Raw genomic sequence first — 16559 nt, 5'->3', positions numbered from 1 at the left:
CATGCGGGCGATGCCGGCGTTGTTGACCAGCGCGAACAGTTGACCGTGTTCGGCTGCGGTGTCGATCAGCCGGTCCCGGTCCTGTGCAGAGCGGATGTCACACTCCACCACCACCGCCCGATCACCACCAACACCTGCACTCTCCACTGTGGCTTTCAACGCAGCAACTGACCTCCCGGCCAACACGCATACGTAGCCATCGGCAAGTAGCCGATGAGCCATCGCCCGCCCCAAACCACCCCCGGCACCAGTCACTACAACAGTTTGCACATTGGCACCGCCGATCGATGAGCACAATTCCCTATCGAAAGGAGACGCAGCTATCTGCGTCGCTTATCAAGATATCGCGTCCGCAGGGCTTACCAAGGTGGCCACTTCTGTCGCCGCAATGCCTGACCGCGACCTCTCGTCTCATTAAAGCCGGGTTCATCACTCTAATGAACACCCAAAAAATTCGCCCCCTTGCAAGGTCATTCCAAATTGACGAACATGATCGCACGTGTGCAACCCGCCACCATGCCAAAGTACCGTCCGGCAAATTGAAGATTAGGCGGAAAGCAAATGAAGATTCTCCTCATCACATACGGCAGTCGCGGTGACACCCAGCCGTTCGTCGCTCTAGCACGAGAGCTGAGCCTAGCCGGCCATAAGCCCATTCTCTGCGCACCTGCCTCATTTCGCAACTTATCGACAACGTATGATATTGAGCTCTTTCCTCTACATGACGAATGGCAAGACCTGAAAGATGACAGCATCTTTCAATCGGCGTTCGAGACAAATTACCGAGGCCTGCGGGGTAAGTGGCTAGCTATCCAGGTGATTCAAAGATTTAGGCCACTTATGGCACGTGTCCGACAGGGCATCTACGAGGCATCAAATCTTAAGCCCGACCTCATCGTAAGCCTCCCCAGCCTGCCTGGTCACGAGCTGGCAGAGTACCTGGGCGTACCATCAATATCTGTATGCCTTCAGCCTGCTTGGGTGCCGACCAAGGCATTTCCAAACGCCATGTTGATGCGCAATGTACCGAAAGCATTAAATAGAGCCTCATATTGGGCAACATATGCGTGGTATCGAGTCCTCACTGGAAACAGCAGACCGTGGCATACGTCGTTGTTCAAGACACCAAGTCAGCGAACTAACGCTCCCATGCGCCGCAGGGATGGGTCCCAATTAACAGTCCTTCAGGCGTTCAGCAAACACCTCTTGCCGTCATGTCCAGACTACCCCAGGGCCGTCCATACTACCGGCTTCTGGCCCTTGCCAGCTCCAGAGAAATGGCGACCCCAAGCCCAATTATTAGACTTCATCTATACCCGACGGCCGCCAGTCTACATCGGATTCGGCAGCCTTGTTGGAACCGATGCAGCCGGGCTCGGCCGACTTATCGAGCACGCGATACAGATCGCCAACGTACGCGCTGTCGTCGTCGCGGGGTGGGGCGGAATAGCCACAAGTCAGACTACAAACGATATCTTCTACGCCGATGACGTACCATTCGATTGGCTCTTTCCAAAAATGGACGCTATCGTCCATCATGGGGGAATGGGCAGCGCCGGGGCAGCACTATTAAGCGGGCGTCCGCAAGTCACATGCCCAGCAATGGCTGAGCAACCATTTGTCGCCGAGCGCCTGCGCACTCTTGGTCTGTCACCAGAACCTCTGCCCCTGAGAGCCTTAACTCCCGAACGACTCGCCACCGCCATTACCGAAGCTACTACTAATCGAAACTTTGAATCACGGGCAAGGCTAATGAAATTGATGGTTGAAGATGAGAGCGGCCTAAGAAAGGCAATCGAGATAATCGACAGCATGTAACCAGAGAGGAACCTCAATCACTTCACTCGAAACTAAGGACGCCGCCCGTATCGCCACGATTTTGGCTGCCACAAGCCACCCATCGACCAAGGCCAGCATTGGTCCTCAGATCGATGGTGCGTATCGGCCAAATTGGGGACCGTCCTTCCGGGCAGGACGGTTCCGACGCCATAATCGCCAGGGCGCAGCCACATCTGGTACTCCTGAGGCAAGGGCCGCGAGCGCGACCTCCCTACCTCCGGAGAACCCTGCTTCGATTCTAGCTTCATCATCCTGAACTTACAGATCTCTCCGTCAAAAGATACCTTGACATGAAGGAATATACGCGTCTTTGGTCGAACTCGCCCCCTGGCGACCACCCTTCGCCGCGAATAGTCTTTGGGCAACACATGGGCTCACATGCGTCTGATCAGAGAGCACTTGAAGTACCGCTCACTGGCGATCAGCTTTAGGCATGAGAGTTCGCAATTGCGTACATTCCGCAACAATGCCGAAGCAAAGTGGAATGCCAACTGTTCCGCCCCGAGCCCAAGCGATGACGACATGCGATATTCGGTCCGCACACGCCACACGCCAGTGCTCATGAATGCTCGAACAGTGAAGTATTCACATCTGTCCGGCTGGAGCACGAACTGCCCTCCAGTCTTGGCAAATTCCACGTGATGAGGCCTGTTACACCGGGCCGTCCATCAATGTGTCCAGGCTATTTGGGCTGTTACCTGTTTGCACACGAACTGAAGGTGAGCCACGATGAATAGCACGAACCCCGACATCAAGCTATTATGTGAGCTAAAGTCGCGTCTAGATGACGATGTACGGGACGTACTTCGCGGCGCCAAGGAAGTCGCCTTAGTCAACTTTCACAATCTAGCCAAGTCCTATCCGAAGCGGATGTGGAACCCTGGCGATCTCGCCATCTGGCTCGGCGCTAAGGCCGTTCTACGACGCCTCGGCGTGAAGATTGTATACGAGTGTGCAATGGACACGTATTCACCTCAAGCTCTCGAACGAGCGGCGCCTCGTGGACCCATCCTGCTCATTGGAGGCGGTGATTTTGGTGATATGTACGATTTCCCGGGAAGCCCGCAGCGCACAAGAATGGATCTACTTCGATCATATCAAGGAGTCCCGATAGTACAGCTGCCCATCGCAGTTCATTTTCGCGATGAAGCATACGCCAGTAGCATGGGTCAGGCCATAGCTGAACACGGAGACGTCGTGGTCATGGTGCGAGATAGGATCAGCGAACGCAGAGCACGGGCTCACATAGCAGGAGATATACGGCTCACCCCCGACATGGCCTTCGCTCTCGGGCCGCTGGACCGCTCGAGCTGCGTTCCCACAGTTGACTTGACATGGATGGCGTGGCGTCCGGGCGACGATGAGTATGTTGATCATGGAGGACCGCCTCCAGATGTCGACACGCAGATGGTTGAATGGACACGACCAATGCCTGCAGAACGATCATGGCCATGGGACGCTGCGCTGGCGCGACTTGTCCACATACATCTTGGCCGACTGCTGATTCGGAGTTCGTACCTACGCCAACACCTATGGAAGCCCTACGCCCTCACATTTCAGCCACTGTCGCGTGGCGGACTCGAGCGAGGGCTAGACATTCTTGCGTCGTCCAGGTACGTAGTAACTGGCAAGCTGCACGGTCACATTCTATGCCTGATGCTGGGCATTCCCCATTCTGTTCTTGACAACTCATTCGGAAAGGTACGCGGCTTCTACGACACGTGGACCATGAACAGTCATCTCGCGACCTGGGCCGACGATGGAGATACTGCGCGCCGAACGGCACTGGAGTATCTCAACAGAGTTTGAAGCGCCGTGATCGGCATCAGCCCCGGCCCGTAGACCGACGCCGACAGCGTACCTGGCTATCCGCGGTTGGACATGGTGGCGTTCTGATTCAAGCGTATGCGCTGCTGGTGCGCGCCGGTGGCTGCGTAGCAAGATACCTGGCAGCCTGAGGGCGCCTACCGACCTCTGACCGGTAGCAGCATGACGCGGATCGACACCACCGAGGGCGAGGATGCCATCACCAGCGACACCGCCGACGCGGTCATCGCCCAACCAGTACTTGACGCAGAATCAACCGGCGTACACCACACCGCCAGTCTTTGGCCAGGTCAGCTAACGCGACGGTGACGCCCAGCATGCCGCGGGCGGTGTCGAGGTCGGTACACGCAAGTTCGCACCGACTGCCCCGGTGGCCCTTGATCCAGGGCGGCCCGCACCGTCGCGGACGGGTCGATCACGACCACCTCGATCTCGTCCCGCCCCCGCCTCGGTGCGACACATCGAGCGAGTCCTCGATGCGGTGCTGTCGCGGTCATCGATTATCCCAAGGACATGGCAGGTGCCCGTGTCGACGAACGCCTCCATGCCGTCAGGCCGCCACTAGCATCGCCGGAAAGCCCAGGCTCGGCCCAACCGGTACTCATCAACGTAAGGCGCTTGACCCACGCCTATCGACGTCGGGCAACTCAACCACGGCATTCTCGTACGAGTACGCATCAGTATTGGTCCCGAAGGAGACTGCCGGCCCCAAGTGCCTCCTGCCGGCCGCACATAACTACTCCGACAAGACGCTCCTGGCGAGACCCGCATCCAAACTTTAGACTTCAATGCACATGAGCCTCGTTTTCAAGCACCGGGAGCCACTAGGGGCTCTGGCGTGGATCAAACGCGTCCCGCAATGCGTCCCCAATAAAGTTTAGAGCAAGCACCGTCAAGGCAATCGCAATCCCAGGCGGCAGCCACAGCCATGGCATCTCCTGAAGAATGGTGAGCGACTGAGCGTCTTGCAGCATGCCACCCCAGCTCGCTTGCGGGTGCTCTACGCCTAGGCCAAGGAACGACAGGGCAGCCTCAAGCAAAATCGCGCCAGCGCTGAGTAATGTCACCACGACCGTAAGCGGCGATATAACCGGGCCAACCATGTGGCGATACATAGTCTGGAAGTCACTAGAACCTATAGCGCGCGAGATCGACACATACTCGGTTTCCTTTACCGACAATGACACCTGTCGAACGATCCGACAGGCCATGGGCCACTCAAAGAGCGCAATTACAATAATAATCGTGAACAGACTTGGCCCGAGGATTGCTACAAGTAGGAGAATTACAACAAGGGACGGAAACGACAGTACGATGTCTACCAAGCGCATTATGACGGAATCTACCCAACCTCCAGCAACGCCTGCCATCAGTCCGAGGATCGCACCAATCAGAGTAGCTGATATCGCTGCACAGATGCCCACCGTCAAAGACACTCTTGCGCCATGCACCAATCGGCTTGCCACGTCCCTCCCCACCGAATCTGTGCCAAGCCAATGCTCGAAACTCGGTCTATTGCGTACCGCCGAAGCATCAACCAAGTTCGGGTCAGGTATGGGCAGGAGAGGACCAACTATTGCCACCATAACCAGTATTGCTATAAACACTACGCCGAATGTCGCCAGCCGATGGCCACGAAATCGCCTGACTCCCATACTCACCGGCGAAACGGAAGCACGAGTCGTCCCGTACAGATCTACTTCGCCCAAGGTGCCGCCCCTATGGGCACTAAGCCGCCCAGCGAACTTGCCCTTCAATGACCACCGCCGAGGTCTCATATTCTTATCCTCGGATCCAGAACAGCTGCCAGCAGATCAGCGAAAAGATTGAAAAGCATCACCAGTACGGCACTCATGAGTACTACGCCTATTATAACTGGATAGTCCCGACTTGTGATCGCTTCCAGGACCAGCCTTCCGACACCCGGCCAGGCGAAAATAGTTTCGATAACAACGGTTCCCGCTAGTAGTGCGGGAACCTGGATAGCCAGCACCGTCGTTAATGGGACGAGCGCATTGCGCAGACCGTGTCGGACGACAGTGCCGGCAGTTGAAACACCTTTGGCCCTTGCAGTAACCAAATGGTCCTGGTGAAGGACCTCGAGCATGCTCTGTCTTGTGAACCTGACGTAGGGCCCGACTAAAACCGCCGCGAGTACACACGCCGGCAACAACAGATGATGCATCGTATCAACCACTGTATTGTTGTCATTGGCGAACGTTCGCATTCCACCGCTCGGCAAGATTCCCAATCTCAATGAGAAGATATAAATAGCACTTAGCCCCAGAAAGAAACTGGGTATCGATATGGCAAACATACTTACGCCTGCGGAGGCATAGTCGAAGGCACTATTCTTCTTTAACGCCGCCAAAACGCCCATCACCACTCCCAGTGGGAGCGCTATGGCAACGCTCGCCCCAACTAGCATACTTGTGGCGCCGATGCGCTCGCCGATAATCTCAATGACCGAATCGCGGCGATGAAACGAGTATCCGAGATTTCCGCCCAGTACCTCACGAATCCACGCGACGTACTGTGCCCATATGGTACCGTCCAAGCCCAGCTCGGCGCGCCTCCGTTTGAGATACTCCGGCGATGCGGCCGCGGCCTCTTCCGGACTCATCAGCGCCCGCATAGGATCACCCGGGAGCATTTGAACAAACACGAACGACAAGAGCAGGATGCCAAACAGGACGGGGACGGAAATCAGAACCCGCCGGGTTGTATACCTCAGCATCGCATCACACCTCCCTCGGTGATTGTTGCTATGCGCCCCATGCGACCTCGGCCAAGACGCCCGTTTCGCCACCGCTCAATGGGCCACCCACGCCGTCAACTACAAACATCTACTCTTCCCAGGTCCACTCTCCGATATTCCAGAACTGCATGTCTTTGTTGCTATGCACTCGCACGCCTTTGAGCCTCGAGTCGTAGGCAATTATTGAGTCCGGGACGAGGAGATAGATTTCCGGCACTTCTTCATTGAGCAATCGGAACGCACGTTGATAGACCGCTGCACGCTTTTCGGCGGAGGATTCGCGTCGACCCGTACGCCAGTGGTCATCCAGCTCCTCATTACAATACCTAATGATATTCGAGCCATTGGGATAGTGACTCTCGCACGACGTGTACGCCTCGACCGAACTCGGATCTACAGTGAAGTCGGCTCCAGCGGTATAGAATCCATGGAACGAATCTGGCTCCTCCGCCGCTCTATCGAGAAACTCTGCCACATCTATCGTTTCGATCGACCAGTTGATGCCGACGTCTGCCATATTTCCCTGGGCGATCTCTATCGCGCGCTTCGGAGCACCGGTCACGTGGGCAAACAGGAGGAACGTCAGTTCAGTGTCAGAATCCCATCCCGCCTCATCCAGAAGCTGCCGTGCACGCTCCGGATTATATCGATATTCCGTAACGTCGTCTTCCGGTATTGCCCATTCAGGGCCGAGTTGGCGGATGTTCGCAATCGGCGTCTCACAGTATCCCTTGTATACCGCGTCGCAAATTGCCTCCCTGTCAATCGCGTAAGCCATTGCTTGCCTGACTTGGGGATCCAGTAGCGGTTCAAAATGCTGTATGGCCCATACGCCCGGCGCGATGCCTGAAGTAGATTCAACTTCGATGCTCTCTAAGGCCCCGACTCTTTCTACGTCCGTCGGGTCGATAGAGAACATGAATTGAATCTCACCGGTCTCTAATTGAGCGCTCATCACGTCAACAGACACCACCCGGAATGTGACCCGGTCGAAGGCAGCTCCAGGTTGCCATTCCATGTTCTTCTCAAATTCCAGATACTGTCCAGACTGATGTTCCTTCAGGGTATATGGGCCGCTGGATACCGGGACTGTACGAAAGAACTCGTGCTCGGCCAATTCATCGTGCGGCACCTCGCCCAGAATGTGTTGAGGCAATATTGGCAGCTTTCGCAAGACGAGATTCGGAAGCCAGGTCGCGTCAGGATCCGCCAAATCAATTACGACGCTTTTCTCATCTGGCGCTGAAAGACCTGAGATTTCGTTTGCCGCGCCCTCTGCGAATTCGTCCGTGCCCACTACTCCGGCCATGGGCCCAGCCATGATACTTATGTTCGGATCGAGCGCTTGAGTAAGGGTCATGACCACGTCGGCGGAGGTAAGCTGCTCTCCATCACTCCACGTGAGGTTGTCTCGAAGTCGGAGAGTCACGGTCGTTGCGCTGTCGTCGAGCTCCCATGATTCAAGGATGTCGGACTGCACTTCGTTCTCGTCGTCCGTATACAACAGTGGCATGAAAACCAGATCGAAGGTCATGCTCTTGCCCTGTTGACCAGCCGTATATGGGACTAGATCTGTCGGCTCTTGAGCAATCGCGACCTCTAAGGTGTCTCGACCTGTGGCGTCGGCGGCGTCACTTTCATCGTTCCCCGGTGAATTGCTAGTTCCCTGGCTGCAACCCACAATGACCAACGCAGTAGCTGCAGCAACGAAGGCTTCGTGTCTACGTATACGAGTTGTCGACTTCATAATCACTTCACCCTTCATCTCTTATCCGTATTTGATGCCGCATTGAGCGAACAGAGGAACCGCTGTAGTAGAAAATCGTTCATGCTCGAACTGAGCGGGCCAGCATGCTTACATCGGATTTCAGATTTGGGTTTTCAGTTAGCATCTCATTTCATCCGGTTGCATCGGTCCTCAGTGGCCGTAAGCGGACCGTCATACTCGTTGGACGTCTGTCACCTGCATGCGCTTCTGTTCGCAGATTAGATTCAACTGACCGATCGCATCTTGCACATGTGACCACGGCACAGCATGTGGCAAGGTCGCCGACTTCGCCGCTAGAGCCGCGACTGTGCCTGCAGCTTGCCCCATCGCAACGGCATTTCCCGTGACGCGGTAGCTCGAGTGTGCGTAGAAGTCGCCGCTTATGCAACGTCCCGCTAACATCAACCCATCGACGTCTCGGGCAATCAGAGCCCTTAGCGGTATGTCGTAAGGATTGACCTGGGCTATGGTGTCGCCTCTCGCACGCCCATCGACCGCAGTGGCAGCGGAACTTAAAAAGCCGCCTTCATCTCTGCGTAGCGAATGAACGTCTGCACCCGACCTTACGCGACATATCGCGTCGGAGTGCTTCTGACCTGACCGGATATCCTCTAGGCTTACCGAATAACGTCCATGAATTCTTCGACCTTCTCTAACACCTATCTGCGCACCGGTGGAGACAATACGAAACTGTGCCCAGCGTCCGCCCAAGGACCGTAAACCGCGGGCAAGTTCATGTATTTCGGCTCGCGCGTTCATTGTTGCGCTCGTGATCTGTTCAGCACTCGTCGATGAGATTCCGTATTCGTGGTTGGCCATTAAGGCATAGAGGTTCTCATAGATGCACCAGATTGTAGGCGCAGAGTAAGATGGCGAAAGGCCTGCGCGCTCAAACTCCCCTAGGAGGGCCTGTCTGGGATCATGGCCATTAGGGTAGGTGGCTCGCTCAGCCGCTCTTCCCCGGCGGCCGCCCGATACATACTCCTCGATCTCATCGAGTTTCACCCCCGTGAAGAGCGCCATTAAACTCATGGGCTGCGCCTCACCGGTCTCGGGGTGGCCATAGTCGAAGTCACATCCAACCTGTGCGGCGACGTCGCCGTCGCCGGTAGCGTCCACGAAGACGTTTGCGTTCCAGGCTTGGCGTCCCGACTTAGATTCCGTTATCACCGTGGTCATTCGATTTGCCGCGTCGCGGGCGGCGGAAACTACCCGAGTATGCAGCTGCGTCTGGATGCCGGCTGCGTGTGATATTTCGTCCAGCACATACTTCATCGCTTCTACGTCATAGCCAAAGTTCAGTTCATCTCCTCCGGCACGGGCGCCCCAGCTGTCGAGGGTCTCGGTAAGTTCGGAGAGGATACCTGGCTTGTCTGCTTCGATAATCCAACTGAGCGCGCCCGATGTCCAAACCCCTCCGAGGCAACCGTGGGCCTCCAAGAGCACCGTCTTTGCACCCGTGCGAGCGGCAGCCACAGCAGCCGCAAAGCCGGCCGGCCCCCCGCCGCACACGATGACGTCAGCGCCGCTTGCGATCGGTGTATGGCGCGCTTCTTCCTGGAAGAACTTCATCCAGCCTCCACCTGATGACGTCACCCTTCGCCCTCCCCGCCACTGGTCCGAACGACGACCTTGGCGGCAGCGAAGCCATGTATGCGTTCGCCCATGCGTCCTGGCGATACCAGCCAGGGTGAGATGCCCAGGCCCGCCCTCCTTCGACTTCGACGCGTTTTGCGTAGCGGTCAGCCCATTTCATTTCATCTTCCCCCCGAGCCGCCACCGTGTCAACAACAACGGCTCGGCTGCGTCGATCGTCAAGTCTCGGCACCGCCCCCTCCACGCACCTTCGTTTGGCGCACCGCGCTGCGGCTTCGCCAGCGCCGGCGTCGACCTCACAGGGACATCACAGACGGCATCCGCGGGTGCCCCGATGCCCACTCACGGTTTCGGAGACGTATGTTGCTGTTGCGGGTCAGGCTGTGCGAAGGCCAGTTCCCAGCCGCCTCGACGCGAGGCTATACGCTGGCCTGCAGCACGCATCGAACCGCATAACAGACCCAGCGATCTGAACGAGCGCACGGACGATGGCAACTTGCCCAAGGTTCAAGAGATGAGAAGGGCTGTTCGCCAAAACGGTATCGATAGCTGACAATGACGCGCATTCAAGGCACTGAGCTGCACGCGACTTGCCACCCGTCGACCTACTCGTTTGGGGCCTCCACACGCCCAACCGTCGTCCGCAACGAAACGGCCGGAAGGAACAGGACCGCAACGAACGCGGCCAAAGCTGCGCCAGCGGATACATGGAAGGTCAGCGCTATCGCCTCGCCATAGGCGCGTTCAGCAAGATCGCGAGTTGGGCCTGGAACCGGTCTCGTCTGGATCCAGCTCAGAATCTCACCTTCTCCGATCCACTCACCGGTGCCTGGATGCGCAGCCATGCCGTCTGCGAAGACTTGTTCCGACTTGAGTGCCAGTAGCGTACCGAGAAACGTCACACCCGCAGCGCTTCCCAGCGATTGGAAGAATGCCATGATGGAGGTGCCAGCGCCGAGGTCTCTGTACATAAGACTGTCCTGTGCGACGAGGATCAGGTTCTGCGTGCATGCGCCAAGTCCGCTCCCCAGCAGAGACATATAGATGCCCAGGTGAACCAATGACGTCGCTTGATTTATGGTGCCAAGCAGCGCAATTCCGACCGTTGCTAACGCCGTCCCCACGATCAGATGCCCTTTCCAACGCCCGGTGCGTGTCACCATGTGTCCTGAGACAAACATCGCACACATTAGTCCGAGCATCATCGGAACGACCAAGGCGCCTGACTGTGTGGGCGTGTAGCCCCGCGTGATCTGAAAGTACTGCGCAGCGTGCACGAGCGTGCTCATCGTGACGATGGCGACCGCCATGCTAGCTGTAATCGCCAAGGCCATCGTTCGCTTTCGGATTATGCGCAAGGGCACAACGGGATCGGTCGAGCCCCGTTCGACTAGCCATGCCAATATGGCGAGCGCTATCCCCCCGCCAGCTACAGTTGCACTAGGCCACGAACTCCATTCGAACAAATCACCAACCAGCGTGACCCAGACTAATAGTGTGCTAATGGACGATAATAAGAGTATGGCACCTAGAACGCTGTTTCCAGTGTGGCTGACAGGTGTACGCAACGGCGGCATGCACTCAAGCAACAGCAAGGCCACCACGCCCACTGGTACTCCTATCCAAAAACACCAGCGCCATCCAAGCACAGGCGTGTCAACGATGATGCCGCCCAACAATGGTCCGGCCACGATTGCTAACGCGGTAACAACTCCGAGATACCCCATATATCGACCCCTCTCGCGCGAAGGGATCATTGACGCCATTACTATGTGGACCAATGAGAGAAGTCCACCAACGCCTACACCTTGAATGCCCCTTAGCCCGATTAGCACCTCTGTGTTCTTTGCAAGGCCAGTGAGTATCGATCCAAGTATGAAGATCAATACTGATGCTTGGGCCAACCGCTTTTTACTTGTACGATCGGCCAGCCTTCCCCAGACTGTCGTGGCGACCGTCGCGGTAACGAGCGGCGCAGCGAACACCCAACTATATTGCCTTTGTGTTCCGTCGAGATCCTCGATAATACGTGGCAAGGCATTTACTATGATCGCGCCCGACAAAGTTGCCATAAAGATGGCGATAAATAGTCCAATTGTTGTGAGGAGTACCCGACGGTGCGTAGGTATCGAGCGCCGCCGAGTCCTCGTGTGACACCCTGGTTTGACGGACTTCAATGATGGATCCTCTCGGCACGCCTCCACGGCACCATCGGCTCGCCGATGACTAAACGCGTAGATCCCATAGCCACCGTCGTTCGAGTATCTCGCTCTAGCCGAGGTGTTGCACGGGGTCCGTTTCTCGCACCAGGGCGGGGAGCTTTAAGAGAGGAGTGTCGACAGAAGTCGATACATGTTCAATGGTTTCAGATGAAATCCTGAATGGTGTCGACTCATTGTTTATACGAATGAGCAACACGTGCTGGGAGCAAGAGAGATTCGCAAGTTTCTGCGTACATCGAGAAACCTAAGACACCCGAGTACCGGGGTCGAGTCGATTCCCACCTGCACGGCAATTTTATCGCCCCGCACAACTAGGCTTGCGAGTTCCAAGCACCACGTCCGTCGGGTTGCCCGACGTGTTCTTGGCGTCCGCCAATGGTGTCATTTCCTTCGGCGATGCCCTCCCACGACACCGTCGTTCCGGACATGCTGATCCGTGATGGCCATCGTCCGATCGCGGCGAAGCCGCCACAAGCGAGCCCGGCCCCTATGAGGGCCGCCGCGCCGCCGCCGCTCGCACCGACGAAGGCGCCGACGGCACCAGCAGACCAAGACACGATCCCGATGCCGGCCGTGGCAGCGCGCCACCTCTTCGTCATCGCTCTATTCATCGAAACCATCGATCCCCTTCAGAAGATCAATGACGGTCGTATCGAGCGCTCGTGCGACCAGTATGAGGTGATCAATCCCGGGAGTGGTTTCGGCATTCTCCAGATTCTGAAGTCCCCTCCGGCTAATGCCCGCTGCGTCCGCCAGCGCCTCCTGCGAAAGTTCGCGACTACAACGTAGCTCGCTGATCCGCTGGCTGAGGTCTCGATGGATTTTGGGCCAGTCGGCTGGCCTCACACGTTTTGGCACGTCATTGAGCCTGGTTCAGAACGTACAACTTGTCAGCTAAGTATCCTGCGCCGATTGCGCAGGATACTTAGCGCGGTGTGCCGCGGTCCAGCGCGTTCGTCTTCCTCGCTGGCACCGTCACTTCAGCGACTGAGCGCCTAATCATCGTGTCCTCACCAGGCGTGCACACTGGCACTCCGGCCCCTTAGGGCCGATCAGAGCAAGCGTCCACGGACCAAGGCGTATGTAGCCACGGTCGCGCAACAGGGCATCGACCTTGTCATGATCATCAGGCGATTCGACCGTCCATGCGTCCGCCAGATCACTCAGTGTGGGATAGGCGACGTCCTTCGTCACCAGGACATCTCGCTCCGATATCCAGGCCAAGTAGTTCGGGCCAACGTGATCGACTTCGGTCTGGCTCACAGCCTCCACCGACCTTCCCCAATACATCGTCCGCTCCTAGCGGGATCACGAGGCCGGGCGGCGGCGCATAGCGGGCATACCTATACAACCGTAAAAATCCTCAAAATGTTTTGGCTTGCGGTCGAACATAGCCCGAACCAAGTTCTGCACATTTGCCGAACGCGGCATGCCGTCCACCGAAGTGGCGGAATCGCAAGGTGCTTTGGTCCCTGCAGGCACTTGCCTCAGGATCAGATTTTGCTCACACTGAGTAGTTGTGGCGTTGAACGTTCAGCAGTGCTGAAGCCGCCAGGTTTTCGATATCGGCGACCGTCTCGGGTCCCTCGAACATCCGGTGATGCCGGTCCAGCCGCTTCACCAGCGGATACAGAAGGCCAAAAACAAGTTTTTGCCCGGGCCCGGTCCTCACATCCAGTTCTAGATCGAACTGCAACGGCTCCCCCGCCGGCACGCCGAACTCACGCTGACGGACGTCCTCGACGAGGTCAGATTCGAGAACCACGAGGACCTGAGCACAGTCAGCTGACCAGCGTGTTCCAACGCCTTCCATCGGTGACAGCACGGCAGCGCGACCCTGTCTGATGGTGGCTATCTGGTCTCCGGACCAGACCTCACACCACCCCGACAGGGGAAGCATGATGACAACGAGTCCGAGAGGCCCGGAGTCGGCGATGGTCTCGGCTCCGAAGGACATAGCGCTGAAGCTCATGCGGTCAAGGCGTGTTCCGTGCAGGCGGAAATCCATCCAGGTCGATTCTGTAGCGTGATCCACACGTAGCTTGCGCCAATTGACTTCCAGGACACGCCGTGCGCCCTCTACATCCTGGGCGCGGCCGACCTCGTAGTCGGCCAAGGGTAAGGCTCTCATGCCGGATCCAGCCATGAGCTCGTCGTCGTCCTCGGCCGCCTCGTCGAGGCCAGCTCGGCGGGCGATCGATACGCATGCAGGCAAGACACTCCAAGTCACCTCGTCATCGATACTGGACGGATGGATTGATCGCGACCACCGCTCCCATCCACAACAAACCTGGTGCGTACGATGCGTCGCTCCTTGAGACGCGCGGTCCGGCCACGCGCCACCGCGCAGACCAGCTCACCCACGGAGCAGGCTAGTCCCCCCTACACCTCCCTCGATGGCCCTTGTACTCATCGAGTGGGACAGTCCCATTCTCCTGGTTTGCGCCGGAGGCACAAGGGGCCAGAACGGGACCGAGCCGAGCGGCGATACCTGCGACGGCCGGGAGAGCCGCCGGCTTCGTGGCCCACCTTTGGCCGACTCGCCCACATTGGCCCCCTTTGATCATCACCATAGCTGCTGTATGATTTCGAAACGCAAGGTCCAATCATAGAGACGGTGACGCTGTGGCACGCAAGCGCAAACAAGAACCCGAGGACTCTGAGCCGCCCGCAGGCGAGTCTGAGGCGCTTCTCGCCGACGAGCCTGAGGACACATTCGATGACGAGCCGACCATGATCAGCGCGGAGAAGGACTCTGGACCCACCTTCGAAGAGATGGACAAGAAGTACAACATCCGTGTGGTCGAGCGGTTCATCTTCTTGCTGAACCTGCTGCAGGAGACCGTGACGCCGATGTCGCTCGCGAAGATCTGCACCACTCTCAAGATGTCCAAGGCCACGACATTCCGCTACCTGTGGACCTTGGAACGGTGGGACTATGTCGAGCGCAACGAGAAGGGCCATTACCGAGTCGGCATTGGCTTCGTGCGCATGCAGTCGCAGGAGCTGCGAGTCATTCAGGACCGCGCCCGCGCATGGCTGGAGAAGCTGCGCAAGGAGACCGGCGAGTCGGCTGAGCTCGCCGTCCTCAACGGGGACCACGTCATCTGCGTTGAAACCGCGACCAGCACGCGCAGCGTGCGCATGGCCAGCACACTGGGCTCACGCGAACCGTTACATTGCACGGCCCTCGGCAAAGCGATCGCTTCGGACTTGCCCGCAGACGACGTCCGAGCGGTGCTCGAACGCACCGGTATGCCGCAGGTCACCGAGAACTCAATCACTGATGTGGACCGATACTTCGAAGAACTCAGTGCGGTGGGCCATCTGGGTTACGCCATCGACGACCGCGAGCACGACGCCGATGGCCGCTGTGTAGCTGTACCGGTCCTCGGCACCCATCTGCCCGTCGCCATCAGTGTCAGCGGACCTGCCGGCCGGATGCCGTTGTCGAAGCTGGAGGAGATCGCGCCGGTGCTCAAGAACATCGCGGTTCGGCTCACCGACCCGTCGGACGAAGGCCCTCCCCCGTACGACGAGCCGGGCCCTTCCACCTGAGGTGTACCTCGTCTACAACACGATCTCGAACTTGCTGACCCAAGCCGAAGAGGTCGCCTGCTTCAAGGACGTCGCCCGCCACCTCTGCCCCGGTGGCCGATTCGTCATCGAGCCGGGCGTGTTCAGCCCGGCCCAGGTGCTGCCACCACCGTGGATGAGCGCGAATGTCGTCACCGGCCAACCGTAACGGAACATCGTCCGTCCCGCCGACAGTGCAGTCCGCACATCAGACGGTGGTCCTGGCGCGCCTGAAGATTGTAGAAAGAATTCCGGCCAGCCGTGTCGGATCGCGGCCGGCGCGTTCGTAGGAGGGGTGAGCGGCTGCCCGTAGGAGGGCAGTCCATCACTTCGAAGGGAACTGCGATCATGAAACTGACGACTGTCACGAACGTCTCGGTCGACGGCGTCATTCAGGGACTCGGCGGGCAGAGCGAGGACCGCAGGCACGGATTCGAGCGCGGCGGCTGGGCCCTGCCGCTGTTCGACACAGAGATCGAGACGTTCCTCGGCCAGGTCTACCAACGTTCCGATGCATTCCTGTTCGGTCGGCGCACATACGAGATCTTCGCCAACTCGTGGGGCACCGGCTCGTGGGGAACAGATCAGGGCCACAACCCGATCTCATTGGCGCTGAATACGCGGCCCAAGTATGTCGCGTCGACTACGCTCACCGACCCGGAATGGACCGACACGACCGTGCTCTCCGGAGATCTCTCGGCCGCCGTCCGAGAGCTGAAGGCCAAGCCCGGAAATGAGATTCAGGTGCACGGCAGCGGCAATCTGGTCCGCTGGCTGCTCGCCAACTACTTGGTCGACGAGATCACGCTGCTCACCTATCCCGTGGTCGTCGGCCAGGGCATGCGACTGTTCCCCGAGACCGGGCCGGACATCGCGCTTGACCTGGTCGACTACCGAACCTTCCCGAAGGGCATCACGGTCCAGGTCTACCGGCCCAGCGGTCGCCCGCGGTACGCCACCGACTGAACCACAG

At 58.0% G+C, this 16559-nt stretch carries 13 protein-coding genes and 2 pseudogenes; 5 read left to right on the top strand and 10 right to left on the bottom strand.

All coding sequences use genetic code 11. The features are described from left to right. On the bottom strand, window positions 1-255 hold a 255-nt coding region (locus G1H11_RS27535; protein ID WP_425501270.1), incomplete at its 3' end, for an SDR family NAD(P)-dependent oxidoreductase. Between the two features lie 306 nt (window positions 256-561). Between G1H11_RS27535 and G1H11_RS27530 the strand changes: the two genes are divergently transcribed. Together G1H11_RS27530 and G1H11_RS27525 are read left to right on the top strand one after the other, a co-directional pair. Next, on the top strand, window positions 562-1818 hold the full coding sequence (locus G1H11_RS27530) for a glycosyltransferase (protein ID WP_163820715.1): 1257 nt from the start codon (window positions 562-564) through the stop codon (window positions 1816-1818). A 750-nt stretch (window positions 1819-2568) separates the two neighbouring features. Continuing rightward, window positions 2569-3648, top strand: coding sequence for a polysaccharide pyruvyl transferase family protein (locus G1H11_RS27525; protein WP_163820714.1), 1080 nt, complete (start codon window positions 2569-2571; stop codon window positions 3646-3648). Between the two features lie 842 nt (window positions 3649-4490). Here the strand turns inward: G1H11_RS27525 and G1H11_RS21755 are convergent. The 9 genes and pseudogenes from G1H11_RS21755 to G1H11_RS21720 form a co-directional block, all read right to left on the bottom strand. Continuing rightward, window positions 4491-5102, bottom strand: coding sequence for an ABC transporter permease (locus G1H11_RS21755; RefSeq protein WP_343074901.1), 612 nt, complete (start codon window positions 5100-5102; stop codon window positions 4491-4493). 105 nt (window positions 5103-5207) lie between these two features. Further along, window positions 5208-5321: pseudogene (locus tag G1H11_RS27520) on the bottom strand (ABC transporter permease); the annotation flags it as partial. 119 nt (window positions 5322-5440) lie between these two features. Beyond that, window positions 5441-6403, bottom strand: coding sequence for an ABC transporter permease (locus G1H11_RS21750; RefSeq protein ID WP_163820712.1), 963 nt, complete (start codon window positions 6401-6403; stop codon window positions 5441-5443). A 109-nt stretch (window positions 6404-6512) separates the two neighbouring features. Further along, window positions 6513-8189, bottom strand: a complete 1677-nt coding sequence (locus tag G1H11_RS21745; RefSeq protein ID WP_163820711.1) for an ABC transporter substrate-binding protein — start codon at window positions 8187-8189, stop codon at window positions 6513-6515. Window positions 8190-8363: 174 nt separating this feature from the next. Further along, window positions 8364-9764: an FAD-dependent oxidoreductase gene (locus G1H11_RS21740; RefSeq protein WP_163820710.1), complete on the bottom strand. Its 1401-nt coding sequence runs from the start codon at window positions 9762-9764 to the stop codon at window positions 8364-8366. Between the two features lie 629 nt (window positions 9765-10393). Then, window positions 10394-11992, bottom strand: a complete 1599-nt coding sequence (locus tag G1H11_RS21735; RefSeq protein WP_343074900.1) for an MFS transporter — start codon at window positions 11990-11992, stop codon at window positions 10394-10396. A 621-nt stretch (window positions 11993-12613) separates the two neighbouring features. Then, window positions 12614-12856, bottom strand: coding sequence for a helix-turn-helix domain-containing protein (locus tag G1H11_RS27515; RefSeq protein WP_425501271.1), 243 nt, complete (start codon window positions 12854-12856; stop codon window positions 12614-12616). Window positions 12857-13009: 153 nt separating this feature from the next. Further along, window positions 13010-13273: a hypothetical protein gene (locus tag G1H11_RS21725; protein ID WP_163820707.1), complete on the bottom strand. Its 264-nt coding sequence runs from the start codon at window positions 13271-13273 to the stop codon at window positions 13010-13012. A gap of 241 nt (window positions 13274-13514) precedes the next feature. Then, complete coding sequence (locus tag G1H11_RS21720) at window positions 13515-14240, bottom strand: AraC-like ligand-binding domain-containing protein (protein WP_163820706.1); 726 nt, start codon at window positions 14238-14240, stop codon at window positions 13515-13517. A gap of 395 nt (window positions 14241-14635) precedes the next feature. Here G1H11_RS21720 and G1H11_RS21715 point away from each other — a divergent pair, with 395 nt between their 5' ends. The 3 genes and pseudogenes from G1H11_RS21715 to G1H11_RS21705 all read left to right on the top strand — a co-directional run bounded on the left by G1H11_RS21715 (window position 14636) and on the right by G1H11_RS21705 (window position 16552). Continuing rightward, a complete protein-coding gene (locus tag G1H11_RS21715) occupies window positions 14636-15568 on the top strand; it encodes an IclR family transcriptional regulator (RefSeq protein WP_216844013.1) in 933 nt (310 codons plus the stop codon). Between the two features lies 1 nt (window position 15569). Continuing rightward, window positions 15570-15716, top strand: a pseudogene (locus G1H11_RS21710) (SAM-dependent methyltransferase); the annotation flags it as partial. A gap of 218 nt (window positions 15717-15934) precedes the next feature. Further along, on the top strand, window positions 15935-16552 hold the full coding sequence (locus tag G1H11_RS21705) for a dihydrofolate reductase family protein (protein ID WP_163820705.1): 618 nt from the start codon (window positions 15935-15937) through the stop codon (window positions 16550-16552). Window positions 16553-16559: the final 7 nt, after the last annotated feature.

Source organism: Phytoactinopolyspora alkaliphila (genome assembly GCF_010550695.1).
Lineage (GTDB): Bacteria > Actinomycetota > Actinomycetes > Jiangellales > Jiangellaceae > Phytoactinopolyspora > Phytoactinopolyspora alkaliphila.
The sequence above is the reverse complement of the archived record's forward strand: the minus strand, read 5'-3'. Positions and strand labels throughout refer to the sequence as shown.